At 37.6% G+C, this 16,133-nt stretch carries 14 protein-coding genes; all 14 read left to right on the forward strand.

Annotated features, from left to right (window positions below):
* Positions 1 to 68: 68 nt before the first annotated feature.
* The 14 genes from V7124_RS12345 (at position 69) to V7124_RS12410 (ending at position 16,071) form a co-directional block, all read left to right on the forward strand.
* A complete protein-coding gene (locus tag V7124_RS12345) occupies positions 69 to 1,265 on the forward strand; it encodes a helix-turn-helix transcriptional regulator (protein ID WP_335489419.1) in 1,197 nt (398 codons plus the stop codon).
* A gap of 190 nt (positions 1,266 to 1,455) precedes the next feature.
* The gene (locus tag V7124_RS12350; protein WP_335413915.1) at positions 1,456 to 3,573 is read left to right on the forward strand and encodes a glycoside hydrolase family 3 protein; all 2,118 of its coding nucleotides are present in this window, start codon (positions 1,456 to 1,458) and stop codon (positions 3,571 to 3,573) included.
* A gap of 275 nt (positions 3,574 to 3,848) precedes the next feature.
* Positions 3,849 to 5,288, forward strand: a complete 1,440-nt coding sequence (locus V7124_RS12355; RefSeq protein WP_335489422.1) for a PstS family phosphate ABC transporter substrate-binding protein — start codon at positions 3,849 to 3,851, stop codon at positions 5,286 to 5,288.
* Positions 5,289 to 5,491: 203 nt separating this feature from the next.
* The gene (locus tag V7124_RS12360) at positions 5,492 to 6,505 is read left to right on the forward strand and encodes a C4-dicarboxylate TRAP transporter substrate-binding protein (RefSeq protein WP_335489425.1); all 1,014 of its coding nucleotides are present in this window, start codon (positions 5,492 to 5,494) and stop codon (positions 6,503 to 6,505) included.
* Positions 6,506 to 6,526: 21 nt separating this feature from the next.
* Positions 6,527 to 6,994: a TRAP transporter small permease gene (locus tag V7124_RS12365; protein ID WP_335413907.1), complete on the forward strand. Its 468-nt coding sequence runs from the start codon at positions 6,527 to 6,529 to the stop codon at positions 6,992 to 6,994.
* A 9-nt stretch (positions 6,995 to 7,003) separates the two neighbouring features.
* Positions 7,004 to 8,287 carry a TRAP transporter large permease gene (locus tag V7124_RS12370; protein ID WP_335413902.1) on the forward strand — a complete coding sequence of 428 codons (1,284 nt, stop codon included), beginning with the start codon at positions 7,004 to 7,006 and terminating at the stop codon, positions 8,285 to 8,287.
* A gap of 198 nt (positions 8,288 to 8,485) precedes the next feature.
* Positions 8,486 to 9,184: a GntR family transcriptional regulator gene (locus V7124_RS12375; RefSeq protein WP_335489428.1), complete on the forward strand. Its 699-nt coding sequence runs from the start codon at positions 8,486 to 8,488 to the stop codon at positions 9,182 to 9,184.
* A 29-nt stretch (positions 9,185 to 9,213) separates the two neighbouring features.
* Complete coding sequence (gene uxuA / locus V7124_RS12380) at positions 9,214 to 10,287, forward strand: mannonate dehydratase (RefSeq protein WP_335413896.1); 1,074 nt, start codon at positions 9,214 to 9,216, stop codon at positions 10,285 to 10,287.
* Positions 10,288 to 11,124, forward strand: coding sequence for an SDR family oxidoreductase (locus V7124_RS12385; RefSeq protein ID WP_335489431.1), 837 nt, complete (start codon positions 10,288 to 10,290; stop codon positions 11,122 to 11,124).
* A gap of 24 nt (positions 11,125 to 11,148) precedes the next feature.
* Positions 11,149 to 12,267, forward strand: a complete 1,119-nt coding sequence (locus V7124_RS12390; protein ID WP_335489433.1) for a type I phosphomannose isomerase catalytic subunit — start codon at positions 11,149 to 11,151, stop codon at positions 12,265 to 12,267.
* Positions 12,268 to 12,318: 51 nt separating this feature from the next.
* Positions 12,319 to 13,311, forward strand: coding sequence for a Gfo/Idh/MocA family protein (locus tag V7124_RS12395; protein WP_335489436.1), 993 nt, complete (start codon positions 12,319 to 12,321; stop codon positions 13,309 to 13,311).
* Positions 13,312 to 13,445: 134 nt separating this feature from the next.
* Positions 13,446 to 14,678: an MFS transporter gene (locus tag V7124_RS12400; RefSeq protein ID WP_335489439.1), complete on the forward strand. Its 1,233-nt coding sequence runs from the start codon at positions 13,446 to 13,448 to the stop codon at positions 14,676 to 14,678.
* Between the two features lie 258 nt (positions 14,679 to 14,936).
* Positions 14,937 to 15,470, forward strand: coding sequence for a GNAT family N-acetyltransferase (locus V7124_RS12405; protein WP_335489442.1), 534 nt, complete (start codon positions 14,937 to 14,939; stop codon positions 15,468 to 15,470).
* A gap of 130 nt (positions 15,471 to 15,600) precedes the next feature.
* Positions 15,601 to 16,071, forward strand: coding sequence for a GNAT family N-acetyltransferase (locus V7124_RS12410; protein ID WP_335489445.1), 471 nt, complete (start codon positions 15,601 to 15,603; stop codon positions 16,069 to 16,071).
* The last annotated feature ends 62 nt before the right edge of the window (positions 16,072 to 16,133 follow it).

Here is a 16,133-nt window from a genome sequence, read left to right on the forward strand (position 1 = left end):
AACCTTGTAGGCAGTGAATTTCACTGCTTTTTGCTTTATACGTTTAATGAATTTAAAGGATGATAAAAGTGGATGAACTGCTGAGTAAATGCTGGCTTATTAAGAATGCGTTTAATATTGATGTTCAAGTTTTCGATGAGCACCTGCAAACGATCTACCACCTTTCTAATGATAGTGAACCTCTTATTTTGGTGGAGGCTCGAAAAGCAATGTATTTACACCTTCAAAACGCTTTAGAAAAGGCAAATAAACATAGTTTTTGTTTGCATTCAGACCGTTTCCAACTATCGTTTATGGCAGTGGCTATGCACCATAATAATAGATATCATGGAATGGTTTTGGTGGGACCTTTCTTGAATGAGCGGGTCACAGACCATTTTGTTTGGAAAGTTTTGAAGGACAATCGTTTAGAAAATAATTGGTTTAACCCGTTGGAGAAGTTTTATAAATCAATAGCTTATATAGGGCAGTCATATTTAGCAATCAGTGATTTGCTAGTGAGTATAGTGGTAAACCCGCGTGTTGACTCTCAACTGGTTAGTCTAAATAATACCAATAAACCATTCGAACCCGTTGTTCAGCCACAGGATTATACACAGAGTGGCCTAGATGTAAGACTTAGGTACGAAGCAGAAAAGAAGTTTTTATATTTTATCGAAACAGGGGATAAAGAAAATGCCATGAAAGCATTCCTCGAATTTGCGGGTGATTTTTCCTATCGAGTTCCAGGTAATCCTTTGCGGGCAAAAAAAAACCTTTCCTTTTCAAGTAACACCATGTCTAGGCAAGCGGCTGCTAGAGGTGGGGTTGAACCTCAATATTTACATGCGATTTCGGAAAAATTTGCGCTTAAAATTGAGGCAGCAGTGGCAATGTCTGAATTAGATAAGCTGGAATTCATTATGATCGAAGAATATTGTGATGCGGTTCAAAATTTCACTGTAAAAGGGCACAGCCCAGTTGTGAGAAAAGCGTTAATGCATATAAACCTCTATTTTAAGGAGTCCATCACAGTACAATCAATAGCAGAGGAAATTGGTTTTAATCGAAATTACCTGGCGAAAAAATTTAAAGAAGAAATGAAAATAAGTGTGATTGATTATATTCATAAAAAGAGGATCGATGAAGCCATTTTTCTACTTGAGCAAGGGCAGTTATCGATTACTGATATTGGAATACAAGTGGGTTTTAGCAGCTATAATTATTTTTGTAAGGTATTTAAGGATGTAAAAGGAAGAACAGCTAGTGAGTATAAAAGCATCTAAAATACAAAAGAGGCACATGAATGATTATGGCCTCTTTTTTGCAGTAAAAAAATATTTAGAGGTAGGACTCATTTTTATATAAAAGTTAGCAATTTTGTGTGTGAAAGCGGTTTAAAATTGGTACGATGAATCTATATTAACTACACGGGACATCCTAATGGTGGACCGAACAAGTTTAGGAGGCACTAAATTGGAACATAAACAACCGAATTTAGAAGTCAAAGTCAAAAAAATTATTGAAGTTGATGGTTTAAAATTTAAAGATTTAAATAATAGCGGGAAACTAGAACCATATAAAGATTGGCGTTTAAGCCCAAAAGAACGGGCGGAAAACCTGGTTTCATTAATGAACCTTGATGAAAAGGTCGGCATGATGCTGATCAATACGCGTAAAATGGGTCTTTCCCAGGAAGATAAGAGTAAGACAAGTCATGATGGTGTGCTTGATGAAGCGATTGTTGAAAAAGGCGAAAGCATTTTTGCTACTTCAAAAGTCTATGGAACGACCCATACTATTGAAAATAGGCATTTACGTCACTTCATTCATCGAGACAACTTTAGTCCAGCCGAAATGGCAGAGTGGATTAATAAGATGAATGAATTATGTGAAGGAACCCGCCTTGGTATTCCTTGTTTAATCGCATCCAATTCACGAAATGAAAATGGTGAATCCATTTTCGGGATGAACGATGCAGTTGGGATTTTTTCTACATGGCCAGGTACTTTAGGGCTTGCTGCTGCAGCAAAAGGCGATATCAAAAATGGCGGCGATGCCTCATTGATTAGTGAATTTGCTAAAATTGCACGTGATGAATGGGATGCTGTTGGAATCAGAAAAGGCTATATGTATATGGCGGATACGGCAACAGATCCTAGATGGCAGCGGACATATGGTACGTTTGGTGAAGATCCTGAATTTATTTCTGATGCGATTGGCCGCATTATTGACGAATTCCAAGGAAAAGAACTTGGAAAGCATAGCATTGCCATGACAACCAAGCATTTTCCTGGCGGTGGTGCAAGGGAAAATGGATTCGACCCTCACTATGCAGAAGGAAAATGGAATCTATATCCAACTCCAGGTAGCTTAGAAGATTATCACTTACCACCATTTAGAGCAGCAGTCGAACATGGCACTTCATCGATCATGCCATATTACTCAATCCCTCGTATCAATAAGAGTGCGGTGCAAGAATTCGAGGGTGAGGATATTCCATTTGAAGAAGTTGGATTTACGTTTAATCATTATTTCTTACAACATATTCTTAGAGACAAACTAGGATTCAAAGGTTATGTAAATAGCGACAGTGGAATTGTTAATAATATGGCGTGGGGCCAAGAAACAAAAACTGAGGCTGAGCGTTTTGCGAAAGCAATCAATGCTGGTACAGACCTTGTTGCGGATACAAATGATATTGAAAATCTTAAAAAAGCAATCGAAAGTGGCTGGATTAGTGAAAAGCGTATTAATGAAGCTAATGTACGCTTATTAGAAGAAATGTTTACATTAGGACTATTCGATGATCGTACGTATGTTTCTCCTCAACAAGCTGCTGAAGTAGTTAGTACTCCAGCTCATTGGGAAGCTGCTTATGAAGCTCATAAAAAATCTGTAACAGTTCTTAAAAATTCAAATCAAACTTTACCTTTAACAGCTGAAAACCTTAACAATAAGAAAGTGTATATCGAAGTTTTCCATAAGGAACAAAAAGTAGCAGATACTTACACGGAACAAGCAAGGAAAGATTGGAAAGAACTTGGAACCATTACATTGACTGAAAATCATGAAGAAGCAGATGTTGCGATTTTGATTTTACAGCCAAAATCCGGAAACTATTTCCATGCGACACCTGGACTGTTAGAACTTGAATTAGTTGAAAATAAAACGATAAAAGCTTTAGATGGTTCTGAGTATCAAGATACAACAGTAAGTGGTTTGGAGCATCTGAAGGAAGTTTGTGACAGTATCCATAATCGTGATGGAAAAGTCATTATCAGTGTGAATATCACATTGCCGTGGATCCTTGGAAATGTGGAGCCTTTAGCTGATGCAGTGGTTGCTGGTTACGATACCTTCTTTAAGCCACAATTTGAAGTAATCACAGGCAATTTCCAACCAGTAGGCGTCCTGCCGCTGACATTACCAGCAAGTGAGGCAGTGATTGCAGTAGATGAAAACGGTGATTGTGTATCAAGAAATGACGTCCCTGGTTATGACAAGGACAAATATATGCCTGAAGGACTTCAATACGCATATAAAGACAGCGACGGTAATGTCTATAAACTTGGTCATGGATTAAAATATTAATAGGATGTAAAAGCGTTAAACCTTGGTTAGTCAGGGTTTAGCGCTTTTTTTTGTCCTTTTACTAAAAGGACAACTGATTCGGACACGAACGCTTATGGAAATACAGAATTTGTCCAAATGGCGCATTGATTCGGACCCGAACGCCTGAGGAAATACCGAAGTTGTCCGAATGCCGAACACTAAGACTTTTTAGATAAAAGGACATATTGTAAAAAAATAGAATAAAGTGTAAAATTACACTAAATACATAAAAATAATTTTTAGGAGTGGTATTTATGGGGAAAAATATGCTTCAGATGTTTTTGTATTTTGGTATAGTTCCACTTGTTCTTTCATTCATCACACTGACTAATACAACAAATAATTTTTTAATTAGTATTCTAGAACTGATCATTGGCAGCTGCATTGCAGGTGGAATTGCAAGTAGAACGCTGCGCAAATCAGATGATAAAAGAGGGCTTATTCTTCTGTTCTTACTTCCGCTCGCATATACTGCAGTCACTTGGGCAATTTTCATGTTAATTAGCGGCGGGTTTTATGGGGAAGACATCTGGTTGGGTTATGCAATTCTACATATAGCAATGGCACCGATCTTTTTCATTACCATGCTAATGGGCGAAGGAAGATTGTTTCTTTGGGCACCCTTAGCTTATGAGGTTTCATTTGTGTTTGGTTTCTTCGCAGTAATTTTTTTAAAAAGAGAATGGCCGTCTTTTAACAAAAAGCATGTGTTGACGGTATTAACTGTATTTGCCCTAGCCATTGGCACAGGGGCAGCTGTTCAATGGCAGCGGAGTAAGACGGTACTGCCATCCTATGGCTTTGAATATGGAGGGGGTTACTCTTCAACTGATTTATCACCATATGAAGTTATGAATCCAGATAATAAACTACCAACGCTGGAATCGCATTCTGTTTTTACCATTAAGGATCCTAATGAAATGCCTATATTAGATGGGGCAGAGGCAGCATTCCCTGTTTATTCTGCTTTTGCGAATGCAGTCTACGAAAATATCAATAATGTCCAGGAAACAAAGGATATTGTCTCATTCACCAATACGATTTATTCCTATGAACGACTCTTATCTGGTGAAGTGGATATATACTTCGGTGCGGAACCATCAAAAGAGCAGCAGAAAATGGCCAAAGAACAGGGAAAAGAATTGGTAATGACGCCCATTGGCAAGGAAGCATTTGTTTTTTTTGTAAACCCTGATAATAAAATAGATGGTTTAAACGTTTCAGAGATTAAAGACATTTACTCTGGAAAAGTAAAAAATTGGTCAGAGCTTGGTGGGAAAAGTGATAGAATCGTAGCCTTTCAGCGGCCGAAAAATTCAGGCAGCCAAACGCTGCTAGAAAAGATAATGGGTGACACGCCAATCATGGAACCATTAAAGGAAGATGTTCCTGAAGGGATGGGCGGAATTATTGAACAAGTGGCTGACTACCGGAATTACGATAATTCAATCGGATTTTCCTTCCGTTTTTTTGCAACAGGAATGAGGAATAATCCGGATATTAAACTTCTAGCAATTGATGGTATCGAACCATCCCCTGAGAATATTGCCAGCAGAAAATATCCTTTCACTGCTAACCTTTATGCGATTTCATTAAAGGAAAATTCCAACCCTCAGATTGAAGACTTTCTAGCATGGATGAAGGGCCCTCAAGGTCAGGAAATTGTTGGTAAAATCGGCTATATTAAAAATTGACATTCAAAAACAAGCAGTAATTCTAAGAGAGACAATCCCTTAAAATTTGAGGGTGTCTCTCTTTTTTTAAGTGTCGAAAAAAATTTGTTAATTTAGTAAACTAATTATCTGAAAAGTATTGCTAATTAGAAAATATATATGCTAGTATACTAGTGTACTGAAAGCGATTTCAGTACTAAAATAAAAAATATCAGGGGGAAAAAATGAAAAAACTTAGTTTAGTGTTATTATTCCTAATTGCAAGTATTATTGCCGTTGGTTGTAGCAGTAAAGAGTCATCAGGTTCAAAAGATACAGAGAAAAAAGATGATAAAGTTTATACATTAAAAATGTCAACACAACAGGCAGAAACATCGCCGATCGTAAAAGGATTCTTTGAATTAGCTGATAGATTAGAAGAAAAGTCAGAAGGCAGATTAAAAATGGAAGTCTACCCAAGTGCTCAGCTAGGTACAGATGATGATGTAATTGAACAAGCTGAACAGGGAGTTAACGTAGCTGTACTAACTGATGGAAGTCGTATGGGTCTTTATGTTAAGGACATGGGTGTAATTGGTGCACCATACTTAGCAGATAACTATGAAGATGTTTTGAAAATTACACAAGGTGATACATTTAAAACTTGGGAAAAAGCATTAGCTGAAGAACATGGCATTCGCGTCCTTTCTTTCAACTGGTATGATGGGCCAAGACACTTCCTTACAAATGAACCTATTGAAAAACCAGAAGACCTAAAGGGTCTTAGAATCAGAACACCTGGTTCACCAGTATGGCAGGAATCTATTAAAGCAATGGGCGCAACTCCAATTGCAATGCCTTGGGGAGAAGCGTATTCAGCAGTACAGCAAGGTGCTATCGATGGAGCCGAAGCGCAGCATACATCAACCTATCCATCAAGAATGTATGAAGTTGTAAAGTATGTAAACAAGACAGGTCACTTCCAATTAATTAATGGTATTATCGTTGGTGAAAAATGGTTCAGCACTTTACCTGAAGATTTGCAAACGCTTTTATTAGAAGAAGCAAAAGCGGTTGCTGAAATTAATGCTAAAGAAATTGCTAGTATGCAGGCAGAATTAGAAAAAAAGTTAGTTGAAGAAGGCATGACAATTGTTGAACCAGATGTAGCAGCATTCAAAAAGGCTGCTGAAAAGGCATACGATGTCCTAGGATTAACGAAGTTAAAAGACCAAATCCATAAAGAGATGGGCAAGTAAAAGCGTTAAAGAGGGGAAATTATGAAAAATTTATATGGGTATTTTTGCAGACTTGAAGAAGCGCTTGTAAAAGGTTTTTTGGTAGCTATAACGTTTCTAGTTTTTATATCCGCCATATTTAGAACATTGAAATACCCTTTGAATTGGGCAGTAGATGTGTCGATGTTATTGTTTGCTTGGGTAGTATTTCTAGGTGCCAATATGGCACTTAGAAATACTGAATTAGTGAATGTTGACTTATTTATTAATAAGTTCCCAGCGAAGGTTAGAAAAGGAATTTATATTTTTTGGAACATTGTTATCATCCTTTTCTTATTTTTCTTAATATGGCATGGAGTTCCCCTAGCGATGGAGAGTACCAGCAGACAATTCCAAACATTAGGAATTAGTTATTCATGGGCGACCATTAGTATACCTGTAGGTGCGTTATTAATGATTATTAGTACGTGCATAAAAATATTTAAAGCTCTCAAAAAAGAGAACTGGTAGGGGGAGCGTATGTTACTAGTCTTAGGTGTATTCTTATTTTTCTTGTTTTTTGGAATGCCAGTAGCCTTTGCTATTGGAATATCAGGTTTAGTCTTTTTCCTTACAACGCCTGACGTACCGCTTACGATTGCGGTACAAAGGACATTGACGACTTCCCAATCATGGACTATGCTTGCGATCCCTTTGTTTATCTTTGCAGGTCATCTAATGAACAGTACGGGAATTACGAAACGGTTAATCACTTTAGCGAATGTGCTAACGGGTCATATGTACGGAAATCTCGCACAGGTTAGTGTTGTACTCAGTACATTAATGGGTGGAGTATCCGGCTCTGCCGTTGCGGATGCAGCGATGCAATCAAGAATCTTAGGTCCGGATATGATTAAAAGAGGTTATAAGCCAGCTTATGGTGCGGCAATTAATGGAGTGTCTTCTCTTATTACAGCCACTATTCCTCCAAGTATGGGTCTTATCATCTATGGCTCAATTGGTGAGGTCTCAATCGGAAGACTTTTTGCAGCGGGTATCGTGCCAGGAATAATGATCATGATTGCTCTCATGATTGCTGTTTCCATGACGGCCAGAAAAAATAACTATTTGCCTGAAAGAAAAAAGCCTCCTGGTATAAAGGAAGTTTTAATTGCTATTAAAGATGGTATTTGGGCATTAATTTTCCCTATCATTCTAATTGTCGGTATTCGATATGGAATCTTTACCCCATCAGAGTCAGGTGCCTTTGCTGCAGTTTATGCCATTTTCATTGGTGCTGTTGTTTATAAGGAATTGACGTGGAAGAAATTCTTTGAGACGGTTCAAGAAAGTGCTATAGATATTGGTGCAGTTATGCTGATTATTTCCGTATCAGGAATCTTTGGCTACGGAATTGTATATGATAACGTAACTTCTGGGTTATCAGCACTTATTACCGGATTTACACAAGAACCACTAATGTTATTTGGAATTATTATTATGGTCTTAATTGTAGCGGGTATGTTTGTTGAAACAACCGTTATCACATTATTGCTTACACCAATTTTTGTTCCAATCGTTACAAGTGTTGGGATTGACCCTGTTCACTTTGGATTAGTAATGATGACGGTAACTACATTTGGAATCATTACACCGCCAATGGGAGTCTCATTATTTACCGTTTCTCAGATCATGGGATGTTCACCGCAGGATACGGTAAAAGAGGCAATACCGTTCTATATTGCAACGATGTTAGTTGTAGCCATTATGGTATTCTTCCCAGATTTAGTATTATTTGTACCAGATATAGTATTTGGTAAATAAGGAAGTTCAAGCAATTGGGTGATATCAACCATATAGTTTCTTACCTGAGGAAGCCACAGATTATGGCTTCCTCAGGAAGAGCTATAAGGGATGAACCGTTGCTTTTTTTTACCTGTTCAGAATTCTAGTTCTTTACATAATTTTTTCTATAATAAAAACAGGAACAAAAACAAATTTCCTGTTTAAGAGGTGTAAACCATGATAGTAAAAGCAATGAGAAAGAATGAGATTGGCTCAAGGAGGGATTATGTCTATAACTATTTATATCAAAATATAATAAATTTAAACTTGGAACCCGGAATTGGCCTCTCTGAAAATGAAATTGCCAAGCAGCTTAATGTAAGTAGAACACCAGTTAGAGAGGCAATGATTCAATTAGAAAAACAAGACTTGGTTGAAATTGTTCCACAAGTAGGAACCTTTGTATCCTTTATTAACCCTGCATTGGTGGAAGAATCACGGTCAATGAGAGAAATTTTAGAGAGTGCCATTATAAAAGAGGCAGCAGAAAAATTAAATACAACCGATCTGTTTGAACTAGAAACTTGTATTGATAATCAGAAAAAGTTGATTGAAGAGGGAAATTTTCAAGAATTTTTAACATCTGATGATTATTTTCATGAGACTATTTTTAATAGTTTAGGAAAAGAGAGAACTTGGCAGACGATCGATCAAATGAATTCTCAATATAAGAGATTTAGAAGTCTGAGACTAAGTACAACATCTACCTCTGAATGGGAAGAAATCGTTAAGGAGCATGTGGGTTTACATATAGCCTTGAAAAATCGTGATGCATGTTTGGCTCAGAAATTAATGAAAGAACATTTAATCAAAGCTGTTTTTCATATAGATGAATTAAAGACGAAACATCCAGATTATTTTAAGGATGTAATGTAAGTGGACACCGTAAATGGGGGATTATCATTATGAAAATGACGTTTCGCTGGTATGGCCGCGGTAATGACACCGTCCTGCTTGACCAGGTAAAGCAAATTCCTGGTGTTAAAGGGATTGTATGGGGACTTCATCAAAAGCGAGTTGGCGATGTTTGGGAAAAGGATGAGATTAAGTCAGAAATAAGCTATATCGAGTCTTTTGGATTTCATGCAGACGTAGTTGAAAGTGTGAATGTCCATGAATCTATTAAACTTGGAAATGAAGAACGAGAAAAATATATAGAGAACTACAAGCAATCGATCCGAAATTTAGGTGAATTCGGTGTTAAAGTGATTTGCTATAATTTCATGGCAATCTTTGATTGGACCCGTTCGGATCTATTTCGTGCACTGCCAGATGGATCGACAGCATTATTCTATGAAAAGGATATCGTTGAAAACCGTGATCCACAAGAACTTATTCAGACGTTTTCGTCCTATTCCGATATGACTCTTCCAGGATGGGAACCTGAAAAAATTGGACGTATCAAAGAATTATTTAAAGCGTATAAGGATATGACAGAAGATGATTTGTGGGAGAATCTACGGTACTTCTTAAATGAAATCCTGCCGGTAGCAGAAGAGGTTGGTATAAAAATGGCCATTCACCCAGATGATCCACCCTGGTCAATATTCGGTCTGCCGAGGATTATGACAGGAAGAGAAAGTTTAGTGAAATTGTTAGCAATTTCTGATTCCCCTTCAAACGGGATTACTTTCTGTACTGGTTCGCTTGGGGCCAATCCCCACAATGATATGGTGACACTAGCAGCCGAATTTGTCCGTCATTCACCTTTTGCGCATATCCGCAACGTTAAAATTTTTGAAAATGGCGATTTTATTGAAACATCGCATTTAACTTCAGACGGATCTATCGATATTAAAGGGGTTGTAAGAGAGCTATCTGAAATTGACTATGATGGGTATGTTCGTCCAGATCATGGCCGTCATATTTGGGGAGAAAAATGCAGACCAGGCTATGGCTTATACGACCGAGCACTTGGTATCATGCACCTTCTGGGATTATGGGATGCATTTCAAACAGTTAAAAAGGAGGAGAACTAAATGTTTCCAATACATGAGAATTTACATGGAAAAACGGCTGTTATCACTGGCGGAAGCGGAGTACTATGTTCTGAAATGGCTCGAGAGCTTGCGCGCCAAGGTGTTAATGTGGCAATTATAAACCGCACCTTAGAAAAAGGTGTTTCGATTGTAAGTGAAATTGAAGCAGCGGGTGGAAAAGCAATTGCTGTTGCAGCGGATGTTCTAGATCGTTCATCCCTAGAAAAGGCTAAGGAAGCGGTTATTAATGCATTTGGCGGCGTTGATATCTTAATAAATGGAGCTGGAGGAAACCACCCGGATGCAATAACAGCTGTTGAGACATATACGGAGGGACCATCAGAAAAATCATTTTTTCAACTTGATGAAAGTGGATTTTCAAAAGTGTTCGCAACCAATTTCACGGGAACTTTTTTAACCAGCCAAGTATTTGGGTTGGAACTTTTAAAGCAGGAGTCACCAAACATTATAAATATTTCTTCGATGAGTGCATATTCACCGATGACAAAAGTTCCGGCTTATAGTGCAGCAAAGTCTGCGATTAACAATTTTACCATGTGGATGGCAGTGCATTTTGGTGAAACAGGCTTGCGGGTAAACGCGATCGCACCAGGTTTCTTTCTAACATCTCAAAACCGTAACCTGCTTCTACATGAGGATGGCACACATACTCCAAGATCAGAAAAGATTATCACACACACACCAATGAAACGTTTTGGTCAGCCGAAAGATTTATTAGGTGCGTTATTATGGCTAGTTGACGAGGAATACTCTGGTTTCGTCACAGGAGTAACGGTTCCTGTTGACGGAGGATTTATGGCGTATTCCGGCGTGTAGTTTATTAGAAAGGACTAGATAATTTTGGACGAGAATACAATTGTTTTGGATGGCTTAAAGCCCATAAAATTAACCTCCGCGCGAGCATGGCGTACCTATTTGGGAGGAAAATTAATAGAAGAATTACATGGAGCCGATCAACCTGTAGATAATCATTTTCCTGAAGAATGGATTATGTCGATTGTATCAGCCCGAAATATCGGCCGCGAGCATATTAAGGATGAGGGTTTAAGCAAAGTTGATATCCCCGGTACGAATATCGCCTTGAAAAATGTAATTGATAGAAGTCCTGAGGAGTTCTTAGGAAAACAACACGCTGAGAAGTTTGGCAGCCAAACCGGAGTTTTAGTGAAAATTATTGATTCCGCTGAGCGCTTAACTGTCCAGGTGCACCCAGATAGGGACAAGGCTCAGGAATTATTTAATTCAATCTATGGTAAAACGGAATCCTGGCATATATTGGGTGGGAGAGAAATTGATGGGGAACCACCGTATGTATATTTAGGGTTTAAGCCGAGTGTCACCAGGGAACAGTGGGAAAGATTATTTTATGAGCAAGATATCCAAGGCATGCTTGATTGTATGCATAAATACTATGTTCATCCAGGGGATACCTTTCTCATAGAAGGTGGTACCCCGCATGCAATCGGTTCTGGCTGTTTGTTGGTTGAGATTCAGGAACCAACGGATTATACGATACGAATCGAAAAAACATCACCTTCCGGATTTAAAATAGATGATTTTATGTGCCATCAAGGACTTGGGTTCGAAAAAATGTTTGAATGTTTTAATTATGTAAATTATACGAGGGAAGAGACATTAAATAAATGGAAAATAGCTCCTTCTGTCATTAATGATGCAACGGATTATAAAGAAACCGAATTAATTGGATACAAAAGCACCCCCTACTTTCGCATGACTCTTGTCGAAGTCCAGAATGAAATGGCGGTCAGCGGTGATGGAGTTTTTTCGGGAATTTATATCCTTTCTGGTCATGCGAATATCATCACGGATGGAGAAAGTCAGCTTGTTAATAAGGGTGATCAGTTTTTTATCCCGGCAAATGTTTCAAGCTTTACTATTCAAAATCATGGTAAAGAGGCTCTTAAGGTAATACGCTTATTTGGACCAAAGATAGTATAATAATATAACACAGGGCACCCTTAAAGGTGCTTTTTCTAAGGAGGAAATTCGATGAAAAAGGTAAGATGGGGAATTTTAAGTACGGCAAAAATTGCACAAAAATCATTGATACCTGCATTTGGCCGTGCTGAAAATGCAGTAGTTGCCGGAATTGCCTCGAGCAGTGGAAAGGCAGAGGATGTTGCAAAGCAATTTAATATAGCAAAGTCCTATTCTAGTTATGAAGAAATGCTGCAAGATCCAGAGATAGATGCTGTCTATATCCCACTTCCAAACCATTTACATAAAAAGTGGACGATCGAAGCTGCAAAGTATGGAAAACATATTTTATGTGAAAAGCCAGCTTCCTTAAATGCAGAAGAAACAAAAGAAATGGTTGAATTTTGCAGAGAGAAAGATGTTAAATTTATGGAGGCCTTTATGTATCAATTTCACCCTCAGCATGAAAGGGTCAGAGAGATCATCCAATCTGGAGAAATTGGCGATGTAAAATACATGCGTGCCAGTTTTTCGTTTTTACTAACTCAACCTGAAGGAAATATAAAAACAGATCCCGAAAAAGGTGGAGGAAGTATTTATGATGTCGGCTGCTATGGTATTCATGCCATTCGGAATATACTAAATGCTGAACCAGTGGAAGTTCACGCCCATGCAAATATAAATGCAGACTACCAAGTAGATACATCTGCTTTTGGTTATTTGCAAATGGATAATGGTGTTCATGCTTATTTTGATTGCAGCTTTGATATGGTTTTTAGAGCAGAATATGAAGTGATTGGAACCATTGGTCAAATTAAAGTTCCAAGAGCATTCCGTCCAGACAATCATGGGGGAGAAGGACTCGTCATTGTTCAAAAGGATGGGGTAACAAGAGAAGAAAGAATATCCGCTGACATTTATAAGTCTGAGGTTGAGCATATTTCGCAAGTTATTTTGGAAGACGGTGAACCGTCTTATACAGGTGAAAATGCGATTCAAAATATGCGTGTAATCGAGGCATGTTATCAATCGATTAAATCAGGAAAAGTGGTTAAACTTCATTAAGTCTCCATATATAAAAACAGTGTAAATCCTAAAGTTTGATAAGGAGATATACTGTTTTTTTATTTAAGAATCGCAAAATAGGAAAAGAAATGTTGGCTCCCTTGCTTTATGATTAAAATAGGGGGGCAAGGAAGATGAAGTTATTAAAGAAAAAGGATCCTTATCAGGTTTATATTTATACCTGTTTTTTATCTCAATTGTTTTTCACTTTTATTTTTACGGTCAACTTGTTATATCAAGTGGAAACCGTTCAATTGAATCCATTGCAGCTAGTACTAGTGGGGACCGTATTGGAGGCGACGGTTTTCATTTTTGAAATTCCAACTGGAATTCTGTCCGATTTAAAAAGTAGAAAGCTTTCCGTCGTTATTGGCTTTTTCTTAATTGGAATTGGCTTTATTATTGAGGGGATGTTTCCGTTTTTTACGGCTGTGATTTTGGCTCAAATCATCTGGGGGATTGGCTATACTTTTACGAGTGGTTCCCATCAAGCTTGGATTGCTGATGAAATAGGGGAAGAACGCGCTTCCTCAGCATTTGTGAAAGGTGCCAAGGCAGGTAATCTGGGGAAAATCCTTGCCATTCCATTAAGTATATTGGCAGGGTATTTCTTCCTTAATCTGCCGATCGTCTTAGGCGGTATCGGGTTGGTCGTGCTATCCATCCTCTTAATTTTCTTTATGAAGGAAGAGAAGTTTAAACCTGCTGAAATGGTGGAGAGAGTATCGGTTTGGAAGAGTATCAAGGAAAATATGAGCCAAATCCTTTATTTTTCCAAAGTAAATCATCTGATGAGAATCCTTTTTCTCATTGCCTTGTTTTTTGGTTTTTATAGTGAGGGATTTGATCGATTGTGGATTCCCCACTTTATTGAGCAATCAGGTCTAGCAAATCTATCAGATAGTCAGTTAGTTTTGCTGATGGGCGGAGTTCAATTCATTGTCGTCCTTCTGACGTTTGCGGCACTTCATTTTATTGATAATAGCTCCATCCATCAGCACCTTAACAGTATTTACGTGGCCCTTTTTATAGGAAGCATTTTAATTATCAGTTCCTTAATTGGCTTTGCTTTTTCCACATTCGCTGTTGGTTTGTTTGCTTTTTATATTATCATTCAAATTTCAAGAAGTATTATGTATCCATTGGAGACGGTTTGGCTGAATAAACTAATTCCGGATTCTTCTACTCGTGCTACTTTTTTTTCAGTCAAAGGTCAGGTTGATGCAATTGGACAAATTGGCGGAGGACCAGTGATTGGTGTGATTGCTTCAAACTTTACGATCAAACTTGCCATATTGGTAAGTGCCCTTATATTATTGCCTGTCCTATTTTTATATTATGTTATCTTGAAAAGGGTTAGAGGGTGAGCAGCTTAACGGGTTCCGTTACTTTTCGCAGACATTAAAAATGTAATTTAAAATGAGTGCCAAATTGTAAGGGTACAATGGCTTTTGTACCCTGCAACTTTATCTGCATGATGATATGAAACTCGCCTATAAAAAATGTTAAGGCTAAATATTAAAGGAGTTAATATTCAATAAAGTTTGTGAAATAGTGTACCTAAGCTAACGGAGCAGGTTTTTTTAATAAGATACTACAAATTATATAAAGATGAGGTGAAAAAAATGTTTCCAACATTAGAAACAGATAGGTTGGTTTTAAGAGAAATATCCAAGGATGATGCTGAGGGAATATTTGCTTGTTTTTCTAATGAAAAGGTAACGAGATATTATGGTCAAGAAACTTTAAAAAGTATGGAACAAGCAGAGGCATTTGTTAATTTTTTCTCAAACAGTTACAAGCAGAAAAAAGGAATACGTTGGGGAATTGAAAGAAAAGGAACTCAAGGAATAATTGGAACCATTGGTTTTAATGCTTGGTCTCCTAAAAATAAACGAGCAGAAATAGGATATGAAATCCATCCCGAACATTGGAGAAAGGGTTATACTTCTGAGGCAGTATTAAAGGTCATTCAGTATGGTTTTGGTGACTTGGGTCTTACTCGTATAGGAGCCGTTGTTTTTATAGATAATGAAGCATCTACTAATTTGCTCTACAAAGTAGGATTTCAAAAAGAAGGCGTTCTAAGAGATTATATGTACCAAAATGGAAAGGCATTTGATACATATGTTTATTCGTTACTTAAAAATAATAGATAATGTTGTTATTTAACGGGTGCGTTGATCCAGAGGATTAGCCACCTTCTTTGGTTGAATTCCATATTAAGCTAACGATGCAGTTTAGTTTAATAAACAAAATCAAATATACTATAAGTTAGGAGGTTATAGAATGTATGAAACAAGATGGACTACTAATGAAGAAATAACAATTATGGCAGACTATTGGTACAGAATGGCAAGTGAAATGGGAGAAACTGATGGAATACCAAAGCCAGAATTACATAGGGTTGAAGAGGTTAAAAACTTATTTGTAAAAGAATCTAATTTAGGTAATTTAATGTTCAGGGTTGCCTTAGATAGCAATGATAATATTGTGGCTTGTGCAGGAGGTCTAATTAGGACAGAGTATTCCTACCCACTTGCCGAGGAACAGAGCCTATTCGGTTGGGTAATAGCAGTATATACGTTGAAAGATCACCGCAATAATGGATTAGCCTATAGATTAGTAGATGAAATTTGTTTATGGCTTAAACAAAAAGGGGCAAAACGGGCAAGGCTGTGGTCAAGTTCAACTGGGAGAAGAGTTTATGAAAATCTTGGATTTAAAAATATGATGGACATGTCAAAACCACTTTCTTAAATGGGAGGGGTAATTCTTGAGAGAAAAAAGACCAAAGTTACCTTTATCACAAGAGGAAAAAC

Source organism: Neobacillus niacini (assembly GCF_036961885.1).
Taxonomy (GTDB): Bacteria; Bacillota; Bacilli; order Bacillales; family Cytobacillaceae; genus Neobacillus; species Neobacillus niacini_H.